This window comes from Paenibacillus tianjinensis (genome assembly GCF_017086365.1).
Classification (GTDB): Bacteria; Bacillota; Bacilli; order Paenibacillales; family Paenibacillaceae; genus Paenibacillus_AQ; species Paenibacillus_AQ tianjinensis.
In genome coordinates this window covers 4559448-4582450 of record NZ_CP070969.1, presented here as the reverse complement: position 1 = coordinate 4582450, position 23003 = coordinate 4559448, and the positions used below count along the sequence as shown (strand labels likewise).

23 protein-coding genes and 1 pseudogene are annotated in these 23003 nt (G+C 51.2%); 17 read left to right on the top strand and 7 right to left on the bottom strand.

Translation table 11 applies throughout. From position 1 onward, the window contains the following. Window positions 1–20 precede the first annotated feature (20 nt). The 4 genes from rd to JRJ22_RS21390 are packed head-to-tail and all read left to right on the top strand — an operon-like array spanning window position 21 to window position 1495. Window positions 21–200 carry a rubredoxin gene (gene rd, locus JRJ22_RS21405; protein ID WP_206101409.1) on the top strand — a complete coding sequence of 60 codons (180 nt, stop codon included), beginning with the start codon at window positions 21–23 and terminating at the stop codon, window positions 198–200. Window positions 201–248: 48 nt separating this feature from the next. Beyond that, window positions 249–956, top strand: a complete 708-nt coding sequence (locus JRJ22_RS21400; protein ID WP_206101408.1) for a Crp/Fnr family transcriptional regulator — start codon at window positions 249–251, stop codon at window positions 954–956. Between the two features lie 42 nt (window positions 957–998). Then, complete coding sequence (locus JRJ22_RS21395; protein ID WP_206101407.1) at window positions 999–1286, top strand: hypothetical protein; 288 nt, start codon at window positions 999–1001, stop codon at window positions 1284–1286. Continuing rightward, window positions 1259–1495, top strand: coding sequence for a DUF488 family protein, N3 subclade (locus JRJ22_RS21390; protein ID WP_206101406.1), 237 nt, complete (start codon window positions 1259–1261; stop codon window positions 1493–1495). Before JRJ22_RS21395 ends, JRJ22_RS21390 begins: the two co-directional genes overlap by 28 nt. Window positions 1496–1812: 317 nt before the next feature. Here JRJ22_RS21390 and JRJ22_RS21385 read toward each other — a convergent pair whose 3' ends face one another. Together JRJ22_RS21385 and hmpA are read right to left on the bottom strand one after the other, a co-directional pair. Next, a complete protein-coding gene (locus JRJ22_RS21385) occupies window positions 1813–2349 on the bottom strand; it encodes a flavin reductase family protein (protein WP_206101405.1) in 537 nt (178 codons plus the stop codon). A 98-nt stretch (window positions 2350–2447) separates the two neighbouring features. Beyond that, window positions 2448–3629, bottom strand: coding sequence for an NO-inducible flavohemoprotein (gene hmpA / locus JRJ22_RS21380; protein ID WP_206105245.1), 1182 nt, complete (start codon window positions 3627–3629; stop codon window positions 2448–2450). Window positions 3630–3781: 152 nt separating this feature from the next. Here hmpA and JRJ22_RS21375 point away from each other — a divergent pair. Next, window positions 3782–4207, top strand: a pseudogene (locus JRJ22_RS21375) (RrF2 family transcriptional regulator); the annotation flags it as partial. Between the two features lie 16 nt (window positions 4208–4223). Here JRJ22_RS21375 and JRJ22_RS21370 read toward each other — a convergent pair. Continuing rightward, entirely contained in the window at window positions 4224–4643 is a 420-nt protein-coding gene (locus JRJ22_RS21370) for a hypothetical protein (RefSeq protein ID WP_206101403.1), read from the bottom strand. A 289-nt stretch (window positions 4644–4932) separates the two neighbouring features. On the opposite strand from JRJ22_RS21370, the gene JRJ22_RS21365 reads away from it, so the two are divergent. From JRJ22_RS21365 to moaA, 10 genes are all read left to right on the top strand, one after another. Then, window positions 4933–8607 carry a nitrate reductase subunit alpha gene (locus tag JRJ22_RS21365; protein WP_206101402.1) on the top strand — a complete coding sequence of 1225 codons (3675 nt, stop codon included), beginning with the start codon at window positions 4933–4935 and terminating at the stop codon, window positions 8605–8607. After that, window positions 8597–10168 carry a nitrate reductase subunit beta gene (gene narH / locus JRJ22_RS21360; RefSeq protein WP_206101401.1) on the top strand — a complete coding sequence of 524 codons (1572 nt, stop codon included), beginning with the start codon at window positions 8597–8599 and terminating at the stop codon, window positions 10166–10168. Before JRJ22_RS21365 ends, narH begins: the two co-directional genes overlap by 11 nt. Continuing rightward, complete coding sequence (gene narJ / locus JRJ22_RS21355; protein ID WP_206101400.1) at window positions 10161–10727, top strand: nitrate reductase molybdenum cofactor assembly chaperone; 567 nt, start codon at window positions 10161–10163, stop codon at window positions 10725–10727. The genes narH and narJ overlap by 8 nt, the downstream gene beginning before the upstream one ends. Next, on the top strand, window positions 10724–11410 hold the full coding sequence (gene narI, locus JRJ22_RS21350) for a respiratory nitrate reductase subunit gamma (RefSeq protein ID WP_206101399.1): 687 nt from the start codon (window positions 10724–10726) through the stop codon (window positions 11408–11410). The genes narJ and narI overlap by 4 nt, the downstream gene beginning before the upstream one ends. A 48-nt stretch (window positions 11411–11458) precedes the next feature. After that, window positions 11459–11917 carry a GAF domain-containing protein gene (locus tag JRJ22_RS21345; protein WP_206101398.1) on the top strand — a complete coding sequence of 153 codons (459 nt, stop codon included), beginning with the start codon at window positions 11459–11461 and terminating at the stop codon, window positions 11915–11917. Window positions 11918–11949: 32 nt separating this feature from the next. Next, on the top strand, window positions 11950–12981 hold the full coding sequence (locus tag JRJ22_RS21340; RefSeq protein WP_206105244.1) for a sensor histidine kinase: 1032 nt from the start codon (window positions 11950–11952) through the stop codon (window positions 12979–12981). 7 nt (window positions 12982–12988) lie between these two features. After that, complete coding sequence (locus tag JRJ22_RS21335; protein WP_206101397.1) at window positions 12989–13636, top strand: response regulator transcription factor; 648 nt, start codon at window positions 12989–12991, stop codon at window positions 13634–13636. A 23-nt stretch (window positions 13637–13659) separates the two neighbouring features. Then, window positions 13660–14187, top strand: a complete 528-nt coding sequence (locus JRJ22_RS21330; RefSeq protein WP_206101396.1) for a hemerythrin domain-containing protein — start codon at window positions 13660–13662, stop codon at window positions 14185–14187. Window positions 14188–14528: 341 nt separating this feature from the next. Next, window positions 14529–16019 (top strand): nitrate/nitrite transporter, encoded by a 1491-nt coding sequence (locus JRJ22_RS21325; protein WP_206101395.1) that lies wholly within the window; start codon window positions 14529–14531, stop codon window positions 16017–16019. 40 nt (window positions 16020–16059) lie between these two features. Next, the gene (moaA, locus tag JRJ22_RS21320; protein WP_206101394.1) at window positions 16060–17076 is read left to right on the top strand and encodes a GTP 3',8-cyclase MoaA; all 1017 of its coding nucleotides are present in this window, start codon (window positions 16060–16062) and stop codon (window positions 17074–17076) included. A 16-nt stretch (window positions 17077–17092) separates the two neighbouring features. Here moaA and JRJ22_RS21315 read toward each other — a convergent pair whose 3' ends face one another. Then, window positions 17093–17332 (bottom strand): hypothetical protein, encoded by a 240-nt coding sequence (locus tag JRJ22_RS21315; RefSeq protein WP_206101393.1) that lies wholly within the window; start codon window positions 17330–17332, stop codon window positions 17093–17095. A 96-nt stretch (window positions 17333–17428) separates the two neighbouring features. Between JRJ22_RS21315 and JRJ22_RS21310 the strand changes: the two genes are divergently transcribed. After that, complete coding sequence (locus JRJ22_RS21310) at window positions 17429–19039, top strand: thiamine pyrophosphate-binding protein (RefSeq protein WP_206101392.1); 1611 nt, start codon at window positions 17429–17431, stop codon at window positions 19037–19039. An 82-nt stretch (window positions 19040–19121) separates the two neighbouring features. Here JRJ22_RS21310 and JRJ22_RS21305 read toward each other — a convergent pair whose 3' ends face one another. The 3 genes from JRJ22_RS21305 to JRJ22_RS21295 form a co-directional block, all read right to left on the bottom strand. Further along, the gene (locus JRJ22_RS21305; protein WP_206101391.1) at window positions 19122–19871 is read right to left on the bottom strand and encodes an SMI1/KNR4 family protein; all 750 of its coding nucleotides are present in this window, start codon (window positions 19869–19871) and stop codon (window positions 19122–19124) included. 16 nt (window positions 19872–19887) lie between these two features. Then, window positions 19888–20604, bottom strand: a complete 717-nt coding sequence (locus tag JRJ22_RS21300) for a YwiC-like family protein (RefSeq protein WP_206101390.1) — start codon at window positions 20602–20604, stop codon at window positions 19888–19890. 250 nt (window positions 20605–20854) lie between these two features. Then, window positions 20855–21709, bottom strand: a complete 855-nt coding sequence (locus tag JRJ22_RS21295; RefSeq protein WP_206101389.1) for a helix-turn-helix domain-containing protein — start codon at window positions 21707–21709, stop codon at window positions 20855–20857. Between the two features lie 126 nt (window positions 21710–21835). Here JRJ22_RS21295 and JRJ22_RS21290 point away from each other — a divergent pair, with 126 nt between their 5' ends. Continuing rightward, a complete protein-coding gene (locus JRJ22_RS21290; protein WP_206101388.1) occupies window positions 21836–22981 on the top strand; it encodes a DUF2264 domain-containing protein in 1146 nt (381 codons plus the stop codon). Window positions 22982–23003 lie beyond the last annotated feature (22 nt).

The window sequence follows — 23003 nt, the reverse complement described above, 5'->3', positions numbered from 1 at the left end:
AATTGAAGGAGATGACTACTATGAAAAAATACATTTGTTTACCTTGCGGTTATATTTACGATCCGGCGATTGGAGATCCGGATGAGGATGTTGAACCGGGCACTGCCTTTGAAGATCTGCCGGAGGATTGGGTCTGTCCGGTCTGCGGCGAAGATACGACCCATTTTGCACCTGTACCGGACAAAGGGGCAGCTTCATAAGAAGCTGCGCCTGATTCAAGATCAGTAGAGATACCAGGAGGGATACAAATGTTGGAACATTCCTGCCAGAACGCTGCGGAGCCCTGTACCCGTAAAGTGCCTATCTTCGCATCGCTCAGCGATGGGGAGCTCTCGCGGATCAGCGCCATGATCAGACACCGGAAAGTAGGCAAAGGCCAGGCGTTGGTGCTTGAAGAGCAGCCAACAGACACCTTGTATATCATTCAGCAGGGACAGGTAAAGCTGTCAAAAATGACGCCTCAGGGAAAAGAACAAATTCTGCATGTGCTGACAAGCGGAGAATTTTTTGGCGAATTAAATATATTTAACAGCGAAGAGCTGAGCAATTTCAGTGCCTATGCGCTGACCGATACAAGCATTTGCATGCTGACCAAAAATGATATGGAGCAGCTAATCTCGGAGAACCCGGATATTACGATCAAGCTGCTGAAGACCGTCTCCAAAAGGCTGGCCCATACCGAGAATCTTGCCCAGAGCCTTGCAACCAAAGACCCGGAAATCCGCATCGCCTATATGATTCTGGAGCTGAGTGATAAGTACGGCAAGCCGCGCAGCAGCGGCATTCATATTAAGCTGCCTCTCTCCCGTGAGGAACTGGCCAGTTATGTGGGCGTTACGCGGGAAACGATCAGCCGTAAATTTGCCATCTTCGAGGATTTGGGCCTCATTGAGCTGGTAGGAAATAAGCAGATGATTGTGAAGAACCGGCCATCCTTGGAGAAGTACATTGATTAGGCTAGCGGCTGGACCAACGGGATTTTTCCCTTTGATCTTGCGATGACGGGCTGGATAGGTGAAATCAACAGGATTTTTCCTTTTGATTCTGCGATGGCACGCCGGATAGGTGAAATCAACGGGATTTTTCCCTTTGATTTTGCGATGACGTACCGGATAGGTGAAATCAACGGGATTTTTCCCTTTGATTCTGCGATGACGTGCCGGATAAGTGAAATCAACGGGATTTTTCCCTTTGATTTTGCGATGACGTGCCGGATTGTCGAGAATAACGGGACTTTTCCCTTTGATTCAGCAATGTCGTGCCGGATAGGCAACAGGAGGCCGTAATCGGCGAGTGGATGAAGGAAATTGCCCCCAGCCCGGAGCTGCGCCAATGGTTCGGCCACATTCAGGAACCGTTCGGGGAATTCAGTGACCGCTATATCGGGGAACTGGAGGAGGAGCCGGAGCGCGAAAGACTTGCTGCGAAGATCAATGAGCAGGCGCTGGAACAACAAGTTAAGTTGGAGTATGCCGCGTGCTACCGTACTATATAAATGGCTTCTTTCCCGTTAAAAAGAACACAGGCCGCCCCTGGATCACCTTAGATCCGGGAAGCGGCCCGTGTATTTTTTTAACTATATATTTTGAACTTGAAAATTGTATATTAAGGGAAAAGTGGCGGAAGGGAATTTTGGAACTGTAGGAGCGAAAGCGTCCGCCTTTGTCTTCGGATTTCTACCGCTAACAGCGGTTCAAATCAAGAAATCGGAAGACAACAGCGGCCGGAAGTCCAAACATTCTCTGGAGTCATGGCCAATCCCAATATAGAAAAATCACTAGTTCAAGCTATATATCTCTAAAATTGTTCAATCTACTGCATATATCTGAATCCCTTCTGATGTCCATCCCCGATATAGAACACATTGTCGAATTCCGAGGATTGCAGCCCGCCATCATCGTTCAGATAGTCCTTGGCGACCAATCTGCCTTTGATATGGGCCAGGATATTGGTTATGCCCTTGAACTGCTCGCGTTCGATAATATCAGACAGTGTACATTCAATGGAGATTGGACACTCCCGGATCACGGGAGCGTTAACGGATTGTGACTTTACATGCGTCAGATTTACGTTATCAAATTTGCCCAGGTCATAACCGGTAGTTGAACCGCAATAGCTGATGGCATCCATCATCGAACGGTCAGGCACATTGATTACAAAATCACGGACCTCTTTAATCTGATTGATCGCATAGCCCTTACTGCTGAAGCCAAGGACCACCATATCCTTCAACGTGTATGAGGAAGAGATGGTAGTCACGTTGGGGAGTCCGTTAACATCGTAAAAGCTCACCAGAATAACCGGAAACCCGTAATACATTTTCTCATAATTGACAGCTACCTTTTCCATAGTGCATCCTCCTGTAAACCTTACTTGCCATAGAATGGCATCTTCACAGAAAGCATAACGCAAGCGGGAAAGGAGGCTGGGTGACCAGACTCACAGAATTAGTGATTGTCCAGCTGCAGGGCCGGGCCGAAAAACTCATAATGAATTTGTTCTTCCTTCATTCCGAGTGCATGCAGCTCACGGATCATGGCTTCCATAAAGGGCACCGGACCGCAAACATAGGCATCACCGGTAATGTCGACATAATTTTTGAGGGTTTCTCCTGTAATGACACCGTCCGGGCCGCTGGAGAAGAAGGTTTTGGTCTTGACGTTGCTCATGGCTGCTGCATGCTTCTCCACATCCTGAGTGAAAGCGGCGAGCGCTTCATTCCGTGCAGAGTGCAGGAAGACCGTCGGCCGGTCCGGCGTTACATTGGCAACGGTCTCGAACATACTTATCATCGGTGTAATGCCTACGCCGCCGGAGATGAACGCAACGGGTGTAGTTTTGGTGGCATCCAGCAAGAATTCACCGGCAGGCGCACTGACCTCAAGGGTGTCTCCTTCATTGACCTGATTGTGAAGATATACGGATACAACGCCATTCGGATCATTCGCTTCTTCACGTTTTACGGAGATACGGAATTCATCGGGTTTTGGAGCCTGGGAAAGGCTGTATTGGCGGATCATCGTGTATTTTTCACCAGGAATCAGGACTCGTACAGAGATATACTGGCCCGGTTTATAGTCCGGTACATTAGACCCGTCCGCAGGTTTCAGATAGAAGGAGGTAATGTTTCCGCTCTCCTGTACTTTACGTGCAACGGTGAAAGGTTTGAAGAAGTTCCAGCCGTTCTCCTGCTCGCGTGCTTCTTTATACATGCTGTCTTCGACACCGATAAAGGCATCCGCGATGACACCGTAGGCTTCTTCCCAGGCAGTAAGAATCTCATCCGTAGCCGCATCACCCAGCACTTCCTTAATCGCCTTCAGCAAAAATTCACCTACGATCGGGTAATGCTCCGGCTTGATGCCGAGACTGACATGCTTGTGTGCAATCTGAACTACCGCCGGCAGAATATTCTCAAGGTTATCGATGTGGACGGCCGCTGCGTATACCGCATTGGCGAGTGCCGCCTGCTGGCGGCCTTGTGCCTGGTTGGCATGGTTAAATACATTCAATAATTCAGGGTGGGCTTCGAACAAATTCCGGTAAAAGACAGAGGTAATTGTTGTTCCATGTTCTGCCAGGACTGGCGCTGTAGATTTGACAATGTCACGCGTTTGTTGTGATAAAATAATGTTCATCCCCTCTCAATTATTACAAAATTAATATATACCCATTTTAAATTAAAAGATATATTTAAAATACCACTTTAACAAATTGGACAATAGTTATGATAGTATTTGTAATAAATATCACTTACTATACCCAGGGATCGGAGATAAAAATGAGGCTGACGTTGTACACTGATTTTTCATTACGGATTCTCATCTATCTTGGAGCGAAAAAGCGGGATGAGCTGTCAACGATACAGGATATTTCAAATGCTTATCAGATATCCAAAAATCATTTAATGAAGGTCTCGCACGAATTAGGAAAGGCGGGATACATAGAAACGGTAAGAGGAAGGAGGGGAGGCATACGTCTGGCTCTTGAACCCGGGGATATAAACATCGGGGAGGTCGTCCGGCGGATGGAAGACGACTTTTATCTTGTCGAATGCTTCAATCCTGCAGGCGGCAGCTGCCCGATCTCCCCGGTATGTGGTCTCAAAGGTGTGCTGGGCAGAGCCCTTCAAGCCTATCTCCAGGTGCTGGATGAATACACACTGCAGGATTTGCTGGTCAACAAAGATGACCTGCGTGCCATTTTGCAGCAGCAGAACGAGGTCACGCTTCCTCAAACAGAAGACGTTCTTCCTCCCGGCTATGAATGGCGTTCAACACCAGCAGCGCATGGAACTGGTGAAGAACCTCAGGTGTGAGGCCTTCTTCTGAGAGCCGTGCCTTCACATCTTTTACGATGATCCGCAATAATTCATGATCACGGGTAAGCCGCAGAACCGTATCCTGCAGGTTAGGATTGTTCTCGGCCATTTCCTGATAGAATCCGTCCTCTTCCGCGTCGGCATGGCTGAGAATCCGCGTCTCCCAGTACTCTATCAAATGATCGGCGGCCTGCCGCGCCACTTCAAATTCCCTCGCTTCCAGCAGCTCCTCCACTTCTTCGGTCTTGGCTACAGCACCGGACAGCCCGCCCTGATGAATGGCATGATGGGCGTGCAGCTGGCGTAGTGATGGTCCTGGCATGGGGCTTCATCCTCTCGTTTTTTTGTCAGTATAACACACAGATTTGTAGTGAAATTCCCGGTAAGGAGTTCCCCGGCCAACAAAGAGGGAAGTCCCTAATAGAGCTGCCGCCTTGGAATTTGCTTCACCCGAACAGAGCTTTTCTCCCCGTGAGGAAAGCTTTTTTGCTTTTTATTCAGATCAAGGGAATTCCCGAGGCACAATAGGTGTTTCCCTAATGGGAAGCGCAGTCTGGTAGATCCATAATGGTATTACTTGAATGTTTTCTGCAAAGGAGTGTTCGTAATCGATGAAGAAAAAATACGGCCTTAACTTTTTTAAACCGGTCGAAAGCTATTCCGGGAACTGGTCCATTCTTGAGGAGAAAAACAGAGATTGGGAGAATATGTACCGCCAGCGCTGGTCTCACGATAAAGTCGTCCGCACCACACACGGAGTCAACTGTACAGGTTCATGCAGCTGGAAGGTGTTCGTGAAGAACGGAATCATTACCTGGGAGAACCAGCAGATCGATTATCCTTCCTGCGGGCCGGATATGCCGGAATTCGAACCGCGCGGCTGTCCCCGCGGAGCTACATTTTCATGGTACGAATACAGCCCTTTGCGGGTGAAATATCCCTACATCAGAGGAAAGCTGTGGCGCCTGTGGCAGACGGCCCTGCAGGAGCATGACAATTACGTCGATGCCTGGGCCAGTATTGTGGAGAATCCCGAGAAGGCTACCCTCTACAAGCAGGCACGCGGCAAAGGCGGCCATATCCGTGTGGCCTGGGACGACGCGCTGCGCCTCATCTCGGCACAGCTGATCTATACGATCAGAAAATACGGCCCTGACCGTATCGCCGGCTTCACGCCGATTCCGGCCATGTCGATGGTCAGCTACGCATCGGGTGCACGGTTCATCTCGCTGCTGGGCGGACAAATGCTGAGCTTCTATGACTGGTATGCGGATCTTCCGCCGGCTTCTCCGCAAATCTGGGGCGAGCAGACGGATGTTCCGGAATCCTCGGACTGGTACAATGCCGGCTACCTGATGATGTGGGGCTCGAATGTACCGCTTACCCGGACACCGGATGCACACTTTATGACAGAAGTACGTTATAAGGGAACCAAAGTCGTGTCGGTGGCGCCGGATCTCGCGGAGAACGTCAAATTCGCCGATAACTGGCTGGCACCAAATCCCGGTACGGATGCTGCGCTGGCCCAGGCCATGACGCATGTCATCCTGAATGAGTTCTACCAGGAACGGCAGGAGCCAATGTTCCTGAATTATGCGAAGCAATATACCGACATGCCTTTCCTCATTCTGCTTGATCCCCATGAGGATGCACTCAAGGGCGGACGTTTTCTCCGGGCGAGTGATATTGGAGAGGAGTCGCCGCACTCCGACTGGAAGCCGGTAATCTTCGATGAGGCCACCGGCCAGGTGATCGTTCCGAACGGAACCATGGGGCAGCGCTGGGAAGAAGGCAAGAAGTGGAACCTGATCCTTGAAAATGAAGACGGAAGCAAAGTAGAACCGGCCTTGACAATCGAAGGCCATGGGGAAGAGTGGACGGAAATCGTGTTTCCGTACTTCGACAATGCCGGCAACGGCACGTTCCGGCGGATGATTCCAGTCCGGAAAATGCGGCTGGCTGACGGGACAGAGCGTTATGTTGCTACGGTTTATGACCTGATGATGAGCCAGTATGGTGTCGCACGTACAGCAAGCCCTCTTAACGCCAAGGGTTATGAGGATGAGTCTTCTCATTACACCCCGGCATGGCAGGAGAAGATTACGACGGTGAAAGCGAGTGTCGTGGTGCAAATTGCCCGCGAATTTGCCCAGAATTCGATTGATACTGGCGGACGTTCGATGATCATCATGGGCGCAGGCATCAATCACTGGTTCAACAGCGATACCATCTATCGTTCGATTCTGAATCTGGTGGTATTGACCGCCTCCCAAGGGGTCAACGGCGGCGGCTGGGCGCATTATGTAGGCCAGGAAAAATGCCGTCCGATCGAAGGCTGGTCGACGGTTGCCTTTGCCAAGGACTGGCAGGGTCCGGCGCGCCAGCAGAATGCGACCTCGTTCTTCTACTTTGCCACTGAGCAGTGGCGCTATGAGGAGAGCGGAACAGATTCGCTGAAATCCCCGACGGGCGGAGAGGTCGCTTACCAGCATCCGGCTGACTATAATGTGCTGGCTGCACGGCTCGGCTGGCTGCCGTCCTTCCCGCAATTCAACAAGAACAGCCTTCTGTTCGCTGAAGAGGCTGCACAGCAGGGCAAGAAGACAAATGCCGAGATCATCAGCCACACGCTGGAAGAGATTAAATCACGGAAAACCCGCTTTGCCGTGGAGGACCCCGGTGCTCCGGAGAACTTCCCGCGTTCCCTGTTCATCTGGCGCTCGAACCTGATTTCAAGCTCCGCCAAAGGTCAGGAATACTTCATGAAGCATCTGCTTGGAGCTTCCGACGGGCTGCTGGCTGAGCCGAATGAAGAACAGAAGCCGGAGGAGATCATCTGGCGGGAGGATGTCGAAGGCAAGCTTGATCTCATGGTTGCGCTGGATTTCCGGATGACCACAACACCGCTCTATGCAGATATCGTGCTGCCGGCCGCAACCTGGTATGAGAAAACAGACCTGTCGTCAACCGACATGCATCCGTTCGTGCATCCGTTCAATCCGGCAGTCAATCCGCTGTGGGAATCCCGTTCGGACTGGGATATTTACCGCCAGCTGGCAGAGGTGTTCTCCGAAATGGCGAAATCCCATCTGCCCGGCGTCTATAAAGATCTTGTCGCCACACCGCTCGGCCACGACTCCATCAGTGAGATTTCCCAGCCGATGGGTCTGGTCAAAGACTGGGCCAAAGGCGAAGTGGACGCGATCCCCGGTAAAACCATGCCGAATCTCAGCATTGTAGAACGTGATTATACCAAAATCCATGATAAGTACATCTCACTCGGGCCAAACCTTATAACCGGTAAAGCAGGCGCACACGGAATCAGCTTCTCTGTCGCTGAAGAATATGAGGAGCTGAAACGGCTCAGCGGAGTTTATTTCGACGAAACGATCAAAAACGGCCTGCCGAAGCTGCAAACCGCCCGCCAGGCCGCAGATACAATTCTTCACCTGTCTTCGGCTACCAATGGCCGTGTATCCCAGAAGGCTTACGCTTCGGCGGAGATGGATTCCGGCGTAGAGCTCCGGGATATCTCGGCTGACCGGGCCGCCGAGAAGATTACGTTCCAGAGCATCACCGCGCAGCCGCGCGAAGTGATCCCGACACCGGTATTCAGCGGTTCGAACAAACAGGGGCGGCGTTATTCACCATTCACCACCAATATCGAACGGCTCGTACCGTTCCGTACCCTGACGGGAAGACAGCATTTCTATATAGACCATGAAATCTTCCAACAGTTTGGCGAATCCCTGCCAGTCTACAAGCCTACCCTGCCGCCGATGGTCTTCGGACCGCGTGACAAGGAAGTAAAGGGCGGACAGGATGCACTGGTCCTGAGATATTTGACACCGCATGGCAAGTGGAATATCCACTCGACCTACCAGGATAACCAGCATATGCTGACGTTGTTCCGGGGCGGGCCAACCGTATGGATCAACAATGAGGATGCCGGGGCCCATCACATAGAAGATAATGACTGGCTCGAAGTCTATAACCGGAACGGTGTTGTAACTGCACGTGCCGTTGTCAGCCACCGGATGCCGAGAGGCACTATGTTTATGTACCACGCTCAGGACAAGCACATTCAAGTGCCGGGTTCCGAAATTACGGATACCCGCGGCGGAAGCCACAATGCGCCTACCCGAATTCATCTGAAGCCTACCCAGATGGTCGGCGGATATGCACAGCTCAGCTACGGTTTCAACTACTATGGTCCAATCGGCAACCAGCGGGATGTCTATGTAGCCGTACGCAAAATGAAGGAGGTAAATTGGCTTGAAAATTAAAGCGCAAGTTGCAATGGTGATGAATCTGGATAAATGCATCGGCTGCCACACCTGCAGCGTGACCTGCAAGACGACCTGGACGAACCGCAAAGGTGCGGAATATATGTGGTTCAATAACGTAGAGACGAAGCCCGGGATCGGCTATCCGAAGCGTTGGGAAGACCAGGAGCTCTATAAGGGCGGCTGGCAGCTGCGCAAGGGTAAGCTTGAACTGAAGTCAGGCAACAAGCTGTCCAAGATTGCGCTCGGCAAAATCTTCTACAACCCTGACATGCCTGAGATGAAAGACTACTATGAGCCGTGGACATACAACTACGAGCATCTGACCAATGCAGGCGAGCAGAAGCATTCTCCCGTCGCGCGTGCCCATTCTGCGGTGACAGGCGAAAAAATGGATCTCGAATGGGGGCCGAACTGGGAGGATGATCTGGCGGGAGCGCATGTAACCGGACCGCTGGATCCGAATATCCAGAAGATCGAGGAAGAGATCAAATTCAACTTCGAGAAATCCTTCATGATCTATCTGCCGCGCTTATGTGAACACTGCCTGAATCCGAGCTGCGTCGCTTCCTGTCCTTCAGGAGCCATGTACAAACGGGATGAAGACGGGATTGTCCTGGTTGACCAGGAAGCCTGCCGCGGCTGGAGATATTGCATGACAGGCTGCCCTTACAAAAAAGTGTACTTCAACTGGCAGACCAACAAAGCGGAGAAATGCACCTTCTGTTTCCCGCGCGTCGAAGCAGGGCTGCCTACAGTATGCTCCGAGACCTGCACGGGCCGGATCCGCTACCTCGGTGTTCTGCTGTATGACGCAGACAAGGTTCTGGATGCTGCCTCAACACCGGATGAGAAGGACCTGTACAAAGCGCAATGCGATCTGTTTATGAATCCCCATGATCCGGAAGTCATTGCCCAGGCCAGAAAAGACGGCATTTCCGAGGATTGGCTGGAAGCCGCCCAGAACTCTCCGGTCTATAAGCTCGCCATCGAGCACAAGCTGGCCTTCCCGCTTCACCCGGAATACCGGACGCTGCCGATGGTATGGTATGTGCCGCCGCTTAGCCCGATCATGAATTATTTTGAAGGCAAGGATTCGCTGAAGAATCCCGATATGATCTTCCCGGCCATCGAAGAGATGCGTACACCGATCCAGTATCTGGCGAACATGCTGACTGCAGGCGATACGCAGACCGTTAAGGAAGCCCTGCAGCGGATGGCGATGATGCGATCCTATATGCGGGCTAAGTCTGTAGGCCAGGAATTTGACCTTAGCCGTCTTGAGCGTGTCGGAATGACCGCACATCAGACTGAGCAAATGTACCGGCTGCTCGCTATTGCCAAGTATGAGGACCGGTTCGTCATCCCGACCTCGCATAAGGAACAGCATATGAATCCTTACCGGGCCCAGGGCTCAGCCGGCTTCGGTAACACCATGGGAGATATGGGTTCCGGATCCGGCTGTGACGGCTGCGGGCCGGCCAGCCCTGCCGAGAGCACCATGAAGACCGGCAAGGAGATGTACGAAGAGAATTTCTACGGGGGGATTTGGCGTGATTGATCTGGTGAAACTGCATGATTACAAGCAATCCTTCGGATATTTCGCCCTGCAGCTCATGTACCCGGAAAAGCTGGACTTTCATCCGGCTTTTCTGGAAGAGGCGTTTGACAGCGGTCACCCGGGTTACACCCATGTGCATACCTATTGGACGCTAATGCAACAATTCAGTCTGGATGAGATCCAGGAGAGCTACGCAGCCACCTTTGATTTCCAGAAGGACTGCGCTTTGTATATGACCTATTTTAAATTTGAGGATGCCAAAGAACGGGGGCAGATGCTCGCCAAACTGAAGCTTCTGTACGAAATGTCCGGGCTTCTGATGCCTGAAGGCGAATTGCCCGATTTTCTTCCGCTCATGTGTGAATTTCTATATGCCGCAGAATGGCAGGAAGACCCGGGAGCGCCGGAGAATTTCCGGATGCTGATGGCGATTCTTGAGGATGGAACCTACCATCTGCTCAAGGCGCTTGAACGGATGAACAGCCCTTATTTCCATCTGGTGAAGGGACTTCGCGAAACATTCAAAGCTTGTGCTGAACAGGAGGCCCTCCATCCATGAATATGTCCGGTCAGTTTTTATGGGTCATTTTCCCCTATGTTTGTTTGGTGATTTTTATTGGAGGCCATATCTTCCGTTACCGGAAAGACCAGTTCAACTGGACGGCCAAATCCAGTGAATTTGTGGAAAAGAAACAGCTGAAATACGGCAGCATCCTGTTCCATCTGGGCATTATGCCGGTTATTCTGGGCCATATCGGCGGCCTGGCGGTTCCAAAATCGTGGCTGGAGGCCATCGGCGTCAGTGATCATCTCTACCACATCGGTGCGGTATACATCGGGGGGATTTTCGGTGCCGCCACACTGCTCGGGATGCTGATTCTGACTTCGCGGCGCTTTACGATTAAGAATGTCCGCCGGCTCAGCAGCGCCTCGGATCTGATCGTCAACTCTCTCCTGCTGTTTATCGTGTTTATGGGGATGTACTCCACGATCGTAACGAATGCCGTACAGCCTGAATTTGACTACCGTGATACGATTTCCGTATGGTTCCGCGGTCTGTTCATGTTCCGTCCGGACCCGTCGCTGATGGCGAATGTCCCCTTTTCCTTTAAGCTTCACATCCTGTCCGGATTTGCGATCTTTGCCTTTTGGCCGTTTACCCGGCTGGTCCACGTGTGGAGTGTTCCGTTGAATTATGTAGGCAGAAGTTATATTCTATACAGAAGAAATAGATCGAATTAAAGGAGAGCAGTGCGAACTTCTTTCCCTGTTCAATTAGGAGAGAATGCGATGACCAATAAGGTGGATTACCAACTGGAGCTTGACCGGATCCGTATGGATTTAGGTTATGATTTCATGTCACTGGCACTGGCTGAACCCGCAGAATATGACTACGTTATCCGATGGAAATACGCCTCCGGGAACACGAATGAACGTTACAAGCGGATCGTTCTTCAATCCGGAAGAGGGATTGCGGGCATCGTGTTCAAGACCGGAAAACCGTTTCTACTCCCTTCTGTGCAGAAAGATGTGAAGCCTGATTCGTTATTTAATTATCCCATTACCAAGATGGAGAATCTGAACAGCATTGGTGCTGTACCCATGTGGAATGATGCCCGCGTCGCTGGTGTGCTTCTTGGCGGATTCAGGGGAGAGCGTGAGGTAACCGGTGAAATGCTGCTGGCCCTGGAAGCGACAGCGCGTAAGGGTATTGGAGACTTGAACGGGAAGGAATTGTTGCTGAGTTGATCACACCCGGAAAGGATCTGCCGAGCCTGCTCATGACGAAGCTGTTCGAGAACAGCACGGAAGCGATGTTCTTTTTTGACCGGGAAGGGAAAGCGCTGGCGATGAATCCCGCTGCTGAGAATATTATAGACAAGGATATTCTGAAGCAGCTGTATCAGGGAAATCCGAAGGCGCTTTGCGGCACCTGCCGGGGATACACCAGTGAGACGGAGCTTCGCACTTGTCTGGATTGTTATTTGAATACCCCGGACTCCGAGGAGTTCACTTCCTATCAAGTCTATCTGGAGACGAAGGATAAGGGGATCGTTCCTTATGCCGCGACCTTTCATACGATAGACTACGAGAATGATATTAGAGTGTTTATGCTTAGGGATTTAACCAGACAGTTCAAGACCCAAGAGAAGTTCTATCAGAACAAAATGATGAAGCATATCATTGAGGCGCAGGAGAATGAACGCAAGCGGATTTCCCGTGAGCTCCATGACAGTGTAGCCCAAGAGCTGATGAGCGCCGTGATTGATCTGCGGGTACTGAAATATATGACAGCCGATGAGCAGCTGCTGAAGAAAGTGAAGCAGACTGAAGTTTCCATGACAAGGCTTCTGCAGGATATCCGCAACCTCTCGGTGGAGCTCAGGCCGGCTGCACTGGATGACTTCGGACTGGAGGCTGCATTCCGTTCACACTTCAAGCGGATGGAGCAAAGCTATGGGCTTGTCATTGAATATGAGTCCCGGCTAGCGGACAGACGGTATGAGAGTGAGATCGAAACCGTTGTGTACCGTGTGTGCCAGGAGGCTGTCTTGAACGCTCTGAAGTATGCCCAGGTAGATACAGTCAAAGTATCCCTTACCGAAAAGGACGGTGTGCTGCGCCTTCTGATTGAGGATGAGGGGATTGGCTTCAATCAGGGTGACGAGCCCAGTGGTACCGGACTTGGCCTCTTTGGCATGCAGGAACGGGCGGAGCTGGTGGGCGGCACCTTCAATGTAGATTCAGGGATAGGCAGGGGAACGAGAATTCTTTTGCAGGTTCCAGTAGGATTTGCCCGAGGAAAGGAATGAGCTTCTGATGAAGATTGTCATCGCAGACGACCATGCGATCGTACGCAGCGGGTTCTCCATGATTCTCAATTTTCAGGATGACATTGAAGTGATCGGAGCGGCGGCAGACGGCAGGGAAGCTTATGCACTGGTCGCCAAATTCCGTCCGAATATTCTTATTATGGATCTAAGCATGCCCCCGGGAGAAAGCGGGCTGGTTGCGACTGGCAAGATTAAAGAGGATTACCCCGATACCAAAATCCTGATCCTGACGATGCATGATGATGATGAATACCTCTTTCATGTATTGAAGAACGGAGCCTCCGGTTATGTGCTCAAAAGTGCGCCGGACGAGGAACTTCTGCTGGCCATCCGGACCATCTATGAAGGGGGTACCTATATCCATCCCAAGATGGCCACCTCTCTTGTCCGTGAGTTCATCAAGCAGGAGAAAACCGCCGGGACAGAAGACCTGTTTGAGCTGTTGTCTAAGCGGGAGCTGGAGATTTTGCCGCTTATTGCCAAAGGTTACGGAAATAAAGAAATAGCAGAAAGGCTATTCATTTCTGTGAAAACGGTAGAAGCCCACAAAGCGAAAATTATGGAGAAATTGAATCTTAAAAGCCGGCCTGAGCTGGTCGAATATGCTTTGAAGAAAAAAATGCTGGATTTCTAACCGGCGAATGGAGGTACCGCTGCATGCCGGAATATACAGAGTTGCAGTTCACAACGCCCGCCATGCGCATTCTTGAGAATGAGCACCGCTATTTATCTTTTTTAATGGAAGAATGGCATGCCATCGTACTTTGGTTTGAACAGGAACATATCCGTCTGGATGAGGTCAGGATACGGCTTCAAGAGCTGCGGCAGGCGATCCTGGAGTTTACCGGTCCGCTGAAGAAGCATACTATGAAGGAAGAGACGCATTTTTTCCCGCTGCTGGGCACTTATATCGGGTTTGAACAAGGACCGCTGGTTGGAATTCAGGAGGAACACCGCGAAATTGACGGGTATATCGGGCATTTCCTGCATCACACAGAAGGCGGGCCAGACCTGCTGTCTCTGGAAGATATCCGTGCTGCTGTCAGAGATGCAGGGGAGGCTTTTGAGGTACTGACGGTACACTTTGTAAAAGAAGAAACGGTCATTTTTCCGATGGCCGAACATCAGCTGAGTGCGAAGGACAAAGAGCGGTTATGCCAGAAGCTGAACACGCTTATTACATGAAATGAACGGGCTGCTCCTAAAAGGAGCGGCTTGTTTTAGCATTGAAGTTTCCGGGGTCCCCGCAAAGTACCTGATTAAGCTCCGAAGCTAAGCCCCACTTTGTGGGGTTATTTTAAAATATAAAAATTTATCACCTTCATGTTATAAATTATCCTTCTATTTCTCGCAGAAACGGATACCGCCCCAAAAAGGGCGGCTATGCCGTTTCTTCTTATTTTCAGGGTTTCCCCTGTCAGGGAAAGGGGACTCCCCTATATCTGAGCCGGGGATGGGCAGATACAATGAATACAGGAAGTATTTGTACAGACGATCAGAGAATACATGGCGAAAAGGTGGGGCGAATGATAAAAAAATTGCAGTTGCCGCTACAAACATTAAACTTGATTACCGGATTCATGGTGTGGGTGATCATCTCTTCCCTGATGCCCTTTATTTCGGAGGATATCAGCATCCCGCAGGGAAAATTGGCGATGGTTACGGCCATTCCGGTTGTACTCGGTTCTATACTAAGAATTCCTCTTGGGTATTATGCCAACATTCTGGGTGCCCGCATTATCTTTATGTCCAGCTTTATTCTGCTTTTATTTCCGGTCTATTTTATCAGTGAAGCTTCTTCGGTAACCCATTTAATGATCGGCGGAGTGTTCCTTGGCATCGGCGGAGCCGTATTTTCTGTAGGCGTGACCTCCCTGCCCAAGTATTTCCCCAAAGAGAAGCATGGTCTGGTCAACGGGATCTATGGAATCGGGAATATCGGAACGGCGGTCACTACCTTCTCGGCTCCGATGGTGGCTGCGCAGATTGGCTGGGCGTCTGCGATTAAGCTATATCTGATTCTGTTACTGGTGTTTATCGCATTGAATTTCTTCTTCGGCGACCGTCATGAGCCCAAGCTCAAAACACCGATTATCGAACAGATCAAGGGTGTATCCAGGAATGAAAAGCTCTGGCTGTTCTCGCTTTTCTATTTCATAACATTCGGCTCCTTCGTTGCCTTTACCATTTATCTGCCGAACTTTCTGGTCTCGAATTTCGGTCTGGAAAAGGTGGATGCAGGCATGCGAACCGCCGGCTTCATTGCTGTGGCAACGTTCTTCCGGCCCATAGGCGGCTGGCTCGGTGATAAATTTCAGCCGCTGTTCCTGCTGATCGGCACCTTCAGTATCTATACGGTAGCAGCAATCATCCTGGCCTTTATGCCGGATATGGGCCTGTATACCGCGGGATGCCTTGCGATTGCCGTAAGTGCGGGAATCGGTAACGGGGTTATTTTCAAATTAGTCCCCCTGTACTTCAATAAGCAGGCGGGGATTGCCAACGGGATCGTGTCGATGATGGGCGGTCTGGGCGGATTTTTCCCTCCGATTATGCTGTCGGTGATTTATTCGGCGACCGGGCAATATTCGATAGGATTCATGCTGCTCTCACAGGTGGCGCTGGCCAGTCTGGTGCTGGTAGTGTGGCTCTATTTTCAGGACCGGCTTGCGCTTACCGCTGAAGTGTTCAACTCCACCGGGCAGGGTATTCTTGTAACGGATATCTCGGGCCTGATTAAGTCAGTGAATCCGGCATTTACGAAGCTCACAGGCTACACCGAAGAGGAAGTGCTCGGCAGACAGCCCAGCATTCTGAAGTCAGGCCGCCAATCCAAGGATTTCTACCTCGGCATGTGGAGGGAGATCAGGGAAAAGGGCATGTGGCAGGGAGAAATCTGGAACAAGCGCAAGAACGGCGAAGAGTATTTGCAGTGGCTGAATATCAGCGCTGTGAAGGATGAGACCGGCGAAGATGTCCGGTATGTGGGTACCTTCAGCGATATTACGCAGAAATAACCGGATGAACCGGTAAGCTTACCGGAAAGGAGACAGACAGATGAGTACTCATCCGCTACAAGACCAGCTGCTGCGGCCAATTCACGATTTGCGGATTTCAGTAACTGACCGGTGTAATTTCCGCTGTTCTTATTGCATGCCAAAGGAAGTGTTCGGTGATGATTTCGCCTTCCTTCCGGCAAGTCAGCAGCTTACTTTCGAAGAAATCCAGCGCCTGACGGGGCTGTTTGTCTCCCTTGGCGTAAGCAAAATCCGCCTGACCGGAGGAGAGCCGCTGATGCGGCAGAACCTTCCCGCACTTGTAGCGGGAATTCGTTCGATCTGCGGAGTGGAGGATATCGGACTGACAACGAATGGGGTATTGCTTGAAAGGTACGCTGTGCCGCTGTATGAGGCAGGACTCCGCAGGCTTAATGTCAGTCTGGACGCGCTGGAGCCTGAACTGTTCGGCAGAATGAACGGACGGGGATATAAGCCTGATACGATTTTGCAGCATATTGATCATGCCGTTCAAGCCGGTTTTGAGGTGAAAGTGAACATGGTAGTGCAGAGGGGTGTGAACGAATCGGAGATTGTGCCGATGGCCTCTTACTTCAAAGAAAAGAACATCACGCTGCGCTTCATTGAATTTATGGACGCCGGCAACGACAACGGCTGGAGCTATGATAAAGTCGTCACCAAGCGGGAAATACTGGAGCGCCTCCACAGCAGCTTTGAGCTGGAAGCGCAGGACCATAATTACTTCGGTGAGGTGGCCAAAAGGTACCGGTACAAGGGAAGCAGCACGGAGGTTGGCTTTATTACGTCCGTATCTGAATCGTTCTGCTCCTCCTGTACGCGGGCCCGGCTGTCTTCTGACGGCAAACTGTTTACCTGTCTGTTCGCTTCCGGCGGCTCAGATCTCAAGGCGATGATCCGCAGCGGGGCGAGTGACCAAAGCTTGCTCGCAGCCATCCAAAACGTATGGGAGCAGCGGAGTGACCGTTATTCCGATGAGCGGACGGAACAGACCGTGAAGAACAGAACCAAGATCGGCATGTCCTATATTGGAGGTTAGGCGGCGGAACGCTGCTTCAGCTGTTGATCGAGCCGGATTGCCGATCATTTTTGGCCGATTCAAAATTGCCCGAGCCTACCAGGCGGCGGATTTCATCTTCTGTCAGCTCTGCGCCGATCGATCCGGTTGGAATATTGGTCGAACCTTCGGTGGCTTCCGTGCGCTCCACCCGGGCGAAGCCTGCACCCGTCCGGCGGCCGATTTGCTCACGTTCCTCCCGGCTTAGCTTTGACGATTGATTGGATTCGTTGGCCATTACTTTCACTCTCCTCTTAAGGTAGTAATCATAAAGTAATACCCATATTTTGTAACCTGAAAACACTTTTTATACGACTGGAGACGAACTGTACCTATGAACGGAGCACAGCTGCTGATAGAGATGCTGATCGGGAAGAATATTGAAATCCTATTCGGATACCCCGGCGGTGCCGTATTGCCTTTGTATGATGCCTTGTATGATTGTGACAGGATCCAGCATGTGCTGGTCAGGCATGAGCAGGCTGCGGTTCATGCTGCAGACGGATACGCAAGAGCAACCGGACGGCCGGGTGTGGCACTGGTCACCAGCGGTCCCGGAGCAACCAACGCTGTCACAGGAATCGCTACAGCATTTATGGATTCTGTTCCGCTAATCGTTCTTACTGGACAGGTATCCACCGACCTTATTGGCCTGGACAGCTTTCAGGAAGTAGATATTTACGGGATGACCATGCCGGTTACCAAGCACAATTATATTGTCAGGGACATAGCCGATCTGCCGAAGAATGTGATGAATGCGGAGTTCACAGCGGAGAACCAGACTGCTATGCAGAGTTCGCCGCCATTCATCCGGGGATACCAGCCCGATCATGCCATTGATCCGGCGGATATTCAGGTGGCGGCAGAGCGGCTGAGCTTGGCGCAGCGGCCGCTTATTCTGATTGGCGGAGGCTGTATGACAGATGGTACACCAGCGCTATTAAAAGAGTTCTCCGGGCGCTTTAACCTTCCCGTTGCCAGTACACTCATGGGGCTGGGGGCGCTCCCGTCCGGACATCATCTTCATCTAGGCATGGTGGGAATGCATGGAACAGTGGCTGCCAACCGTGCGCTGCAGAATGCTGATGTTGTGCTCTGTCTCGGCGTCCGTTTCAGTGACCGTGTGACCGGCAACCGCAAAGCATTCTCTCCGGGATCTTATAAAATCCAGGTGGATCTGGATACATCGGAACTGAACAAGAACATCCCCATAGACTTAGCGATCACAGGCTCATGCGCTGAACTGCTCGCAGGACTCCTGGAAAACGTACATACAGCAGCGGATCACTCCGCTTGGGAACAGCAGATCGGAACCTGGACCCGCCGCTCTGCAAAATCAAGACGGGAACTGGAGGTTAAGCTGACCCCCCAGGAAGTTATCCGGTGCCTTCAAAAGGCTACAGCAGGCGATGCCATTATAGCTACGGATGTCGGCCAGCATCAGATTTGGACCGCAACGCATTATGAATTCTCGGAAGCCCGGTCCTTTCTGACCTCCGGGGGGCTTGGCACCATGGGATACGGTTTGCCTGCTGCGATCGGCGCTGCCGTTGCTTTTCCTGACCGCCATATCATTTGTATCACGGGTGACGGCAGCTTCCAGATGAATATGCAGGAGATCATGACGGCTGTGGATCATGGGCTCAATGTTAAGGTCGCAATATTTAAGAACGGGTATCTGGGTATGGTAAGACAGTGGCAGCAGCTGTTCCTGGGCCGGCGGTATTCCTCGGTACGGATCAGCTCGCCGGATTTTGTCGCCTTGGCCAAGTCCTTTGGCGCTCACGGGTTCCGGGCCCATACGCTTGCTGAAGCAGAGCAGATCATCGGGCTCGCGCTGCACACGGACGGCCTTGTCGTAATGGAGTTTGATATTACCGAGGAGAAAAATGTATATCCTATCGTCCCCCCGGGGGCCAGCAATCAGGATATGATCGTAGAATAGAATTAACGCAAGAATAAGGAAGCTCCCCTAACCGGGTTACCGGTAGAAGAGCTTCCTTGTTTCATTGCAGGCGATTAACGATTTATTGACGGTTATAATAAGAAAACTTGTTTTCAATTAACGGCTTGATCCCGGAGCAGAGCTTTTTTACCGAGTTAATCCCGTGAGCGTAATAGTAGACCGTACAGATCTCTGCTGGTTCAGGCTTGATGAGCAATAAATCCCCGTCTGCTTCTTTCCAAAATTCACCCAGAACGATATAGGGCTTCTCTTGAATATTTATTCTTCGCAGTGCTTCCAATTCTAAATGTATGCCTTCAATGGAAATATTCTCAGTGATTTCAAAATGCATTTTTACATCGCCCGGCAGTTGACAACCGAGGGATGCTTCCACTTGTTCAATTTTATATACAGCTGCTCCGCCATCAATAACATCCGAACTGCTGTAAACATTTTTAAGTGAAGCCGCAAACTTCGGATAGTTCCGGAAGAGTTCCGGCATCTTTTTCCGGAGCTGTTCAAGCTGAGTTTTATCCTGCTCCTTTTGAGCTAGGCAGAAGGCGGCAAGTTCGGTTTCATAGTGTTGCTGGTACAGATCTGAACTTCTAAATGGAATGTTTCTGTCCGAAAGATATTCGATGGCTCCCTTTTGGCTGGTAAGGACGGGTACCCATCGAAAACCATGCTTGATAGGCTTAAGTTTGAGAAAAATGCCCCGGGATAAGTGCTGCTCCAATTGAGCCTCGTTGTCCTCCCACCAGGCCTGCCATTCTTCCGGAGACAGCTCGCACTCAACTAATTGGATGAGAGTCTTTTCAAAGGGTTCTGCCATTTCGTAACCTCCAAAATCAATTGAAGTACAACACAAGCACAGACACATATAACATGAGGGAAAAGCCGATTTCGATCATTCCGGTATGCTTGGCTGAGATCCCAGTCTTGGGTACAACGGCTGCCCGTATCAGCAGAATTAGCAATGGGACAACCAATGACGGGAAGAGGAATAGCCCGGCTGCTGCAAACAGCAGATGATAACCCACAGATCCGTAATAGAAGGTGATATTGTTGCGTTCACGAATGACGGTTTTGACATAGAAGGCGGTTCCGACGAAATACAGTACGGCCAGCAGGAAAAGCTCTGTTGCTGTCCGCCAGCTTTCACCCTGACCGACGTAGAAGACCGGATAAATGATCAGGCAAAATGCCACTATGGCTGAGATGTCATTGAGTAAGGCGCGTTCATTTTTGCTTTTGGCATAATAGAGATTCACAGCGAACAAAGGCAGGAGCGGCAGAACAAACCATAACAGTACCGGTTCAGTGATTACCAGGTAGATGACTAATGGCACCAGCAGAGTTCCATATACCTTCAAAGGCTTTTCATAACGCTTGAATTTTCCGCTCTTGACCCCCTGCAGCAAAGGAAAGCTGAACAAATAAATCAGAAGCCAGCAGGCAAACAGCGGAATATGTATCCATTGCCTCCCAGAAGCTGCTACACCGAACAGAAAGGGAAGGATGAGCATGGCCCAGGCGCCGTGCTGGTTAGGGATATATTTCCTCATTGAATCATTAACCTCCTACCAGGAAAATTATAGGGCAGAACAGGAACTTATCTCCCTAACTATACGGCATTTTCCGGAAGGGCCTGGGTGATTTGAAGCACAATGCAGGAGGCGCCAGAGCTCAGGAGCGGCTTCTCTCTGAAGGCTGCGCTCAGGCAGAGAACCTGCCTCCAGGAGGATTGTGGCCGGCTGTATTGAACCTGGCAGATTGTGATGTGAGCAGCCTGCCGGGTTTTTCTGTCAGGGGCGGTTATATTCCGTCTTGCTTCTCCGTTTGCTTACCGTATTTACCGGGCGGGACGCCGGTGATGTTCTTGAAGGTGCGGATGAAATTGGCATAATCATTGAAGCCGGTCTGGTAGCATGTATCGGATACGGAGGTTCCGGCAGTTAAGAGCTGTTTGGCTAAAGCGATCTTTTTGAGCAGGACGTATCGGTAGATCGTTCCGCCTGTCTGCTGCTTGAACATATGGCTGAGATAATATTTATCGATACCCAGTTCCGCGGCAATCTGCTCCAGGGACAGATTCAGCTGCAGATGGTTATCGATATAGCTCATGGCGGACTGGATGTGTGATGATATTAGGCTCGGAATGGCAGAACGGTTATGGCTGTACAGCTCACCCACGAGTACCAGAAGCTGAATCAGATAAGTCAGTGCCAGCACCTCGCTGCCGTATTTCGGATGTTCCAGCAGGTCGATCAGACGCAAGGACAGGTCCATATATTCTGTAAGCTTCGGTTCATCCATATGTGCTAGATTATGCTCTCCGGGCTGGCGGTTCTGGAAGCAGGCCAGCAGATTCGTGCTTGCCGTACAGAAGGGATACACGAGCGGCGCTTTAAAATGAATCGTTAACCGTTCATAGGGCCCGGTAGACAAATTGATGATCTTATGAATCTCGTGATTGTTGAACAGAAGTACATCACCCCGTTGCAGAGGATAGCTATATTGATCCACAAATCCGTTCACTTTGCCACCCAGGAACAGGAAGATTTCGTAATGGTCATGAATATGGAAATCCCTAGTGGGAGAGATCGGAGAGTTGCCGATCCCCGCCAGAATATCGCCGTCGAACACCTGATTATACTCAGCATGTTTCATACGAGAGGCCACCCTTCAGATTAATCGCAAGAAACGCAATAAATCATCATTAATCGCAAAGACATTGCATTAATACAACAGTAAACTATAGTAGAAGATTGCGCAATTGAAGGAGCGAAATGATAAATGAATGATACGGAACAGCGTAAATACTGGCTGGATACGATGCTGCGGATTGGACATCCGGTACTGGAGGCACTTAGCCGGAGGGAACTAAAAAAACAGCTTCCTACAGCATTTCACAGTGACCGGAGCAGCTTTGCCCAGCTCGAAGCCTTCGCCAGACTGGCCTGTGGAATGGCCCCTTGGCTGGAGCTGGAAGGGCTGGAGGGGGAAGAGGAGCAGCTTAGAGCCCGTTATGCCGGGCTGATGCTGGAAGCCATCGATGCGGGTACTGATCCGGATTCACCGGATTACATGGATTTCCGGACCGAAGGACAGCCGCTGGTCGATGCGGCCTTTCTGGCCCATGCGCTGGTGCGCGCAACGAAGCAGCTGGCCGGGCGGCTTAGTGAGCGGGTCAGAGGCAATGTAATCGCCGCTATGAAGCAGACGCGGCGTACCGCGCCGAGCGGCAGCAACTGGCTGCTGTTCAGCGCCATGGTCGAAGCCGCACTGTACATCCTCGGTGATCCCGAATATGACCGGATGCGCGTGGGGTATGCCCTCCATATGTTCATGGACTGGTATAAGGGGGATGGCGTATACGGGGACGGCAAGGAGTTTCACTGGGATTATTACAACAGCTTTGTCATTCAGCCGATGCTGGTCGATGTGGTAGCACTCTTTGAACACGAATCGGGGCAATACGCTGAATGGGAGCCGGTGATCGTGGAGCGGGCACGGAGATACGCAACCGTGCTGGAGCGTATGATCGCACCGGATGGAACGTATCCGTTCAACGGCCGCTCCATTGTCTACCGTTTTGGAGCATTTCAGCTGCTCTCGCAGGCGGCACTTCAGCATTTCCTTGAGGAAGCGCTTCCGCCCCAGCAGGTGCGCTGTGCCCTGACCGCAGTGATCGCCCGGATTATGGAGTTTCCCGGCAATTTCGATGCGGACGGATGGCTGCGCCCGGGGGTATACGGCTACCAGCCGGAGCTTGCGGAGAGCTATATCAATACAGGCAGCCTCTACTTATGTGCGTCCGTATTTCTGCCGCTTGGCCTGCTTCCTTCCGATCCCTTCTGGGCGGGGGAAAACATGAAATGGACCTCGCAAAGAATTGCCGCCGGTGAGAATGTGATGCGTGATAGTGCTTTGGGCAAGTGAAAGCGATAATCCCCACGTGACA

Coding starts and splice junctions, on each gene's coding strand:
- rd (WP_206101409.1), top strand. CDS start 21: ATGAAAAAATACATTTGTTTACCTTGCGGTTATATTTACGATCCGGCG.
- JRJ22_RS21400 (WP_206101408.1), top strand. CDS start 249: ATGTTGGAACATTCCTGCCAGAACGCTGCGGAGCCCTGTACCCGTAAA.
- JRJ22_RS21395 (WP_206101407.1), top strand. CDS start 999: ATGACGGGCTGGATAGGTGAAATCAACAGGATTTTTCCTTTTGATTCT.
- JRJ22_RS21385 (WP_206101405.1), bottom strand. CDS start 2,349: ATGGAAAAGGTAGCTGTCAATTATGAGAAAATGTATTACGGGTTTCCG.
- JRJ22_RS21370 (WP_206101403.1), bottom strand. CDS start 4,643: ATGCCAGGACCATCACTACGCCAGCTGCACGCCCATCATGCCATTCAT.
- JRJ22_RS21365 (WP_206101402.1), top strand. CDS start 4,933: ATGAAGAAAAAATACGGCCTTAACTTTTTTAAACCGGTCGAAAGCTAT.
- narI (WP_206101399.1), top strand. CDS start 10,724: ATGAATATGTCCGGTCAGTTTTTATGGGTCATTTTCCCCTATGTTTGT.
- JRJ22_RS21345 (WP_206101398.1), top strand. CDS start 11,459: ATGACCAATAAGGTGGATTACCAACTGGAGCTTGACCGGATCCGTATG.
- JRJ22_RS21340 (WP_206105244.1), top strand. CDS start 11,950: ATGACGAAGCTGTTCGAGAACAGCACGGAAGCGATGTTCTTTTTTGAC.
- JRJ22_RS21335 (WP_206101397.1), top strand. CDS start 12,989: ATGAAGATTGTCATCGCAGACGACCATGCGATCGTACGCAGCGGGTTC.
- JRJ22_RS21330 (WP_206101396.1), top strand. CDS start 13,660: ATGCCGGAATATACAGAGTTGCAGTTCACAACGCCCGCCATGCGCATT.
- JRJ22_RS21325 (WP_206101395.1), top strand. CDS start 14,529: ATGATAAAAAAATTGCAGTTGCCGCTACAAACATTAAACTTGATTACC.
- moaA (WP_206101394.1), top strand. CDS start 16,060: ATGAGTACTCATCCGCTACAAGACCAGCTGCTGCGGCCAATTCACGAT.
- JRJ22_RS21315 (WP_206101393.1), bottom strand. CDS start 17,332: ATGGCCAACGAATCCAATCAATCGTCAAAGCTAAGCCGGGAGGAACGT.
- JRJ22_RS21310 (WP_206101392.1), top strand. CDS start 17,429: ATGAACGGAGCACAGCTGCTGATAGAGATGCTGATCGGGAAGAATATT.
- JRJ22_RS21305 (WP_206101391.1), bottom strand. CDS start 19,871: ATGGCAGAACCCTTTGAAAAGACTCTCATCCAATTAGTTGAGTGCGAG.
- JRJ22_RS21300 (WP_206101390.1), bottom strand. CDS start 20,604: ATGAGGAAATATATCCCTAACCAGCACGGCGCCTGGGCCATGCTCATC.
- JRJ22_RS21295 (WP_206101389.1), bottom strand. CDS start 21,709: ATGAAACATGCTGAGTATAATCAGGTGTTCGACGGCGATATTCTGGCG.
- JRJ22_RS21290 (WP_206101388.1), top strand. CDS start 21,836: ATGAATGATACGGAACAGCGTAAATACTGGCTGGATACGATGCTGCGG.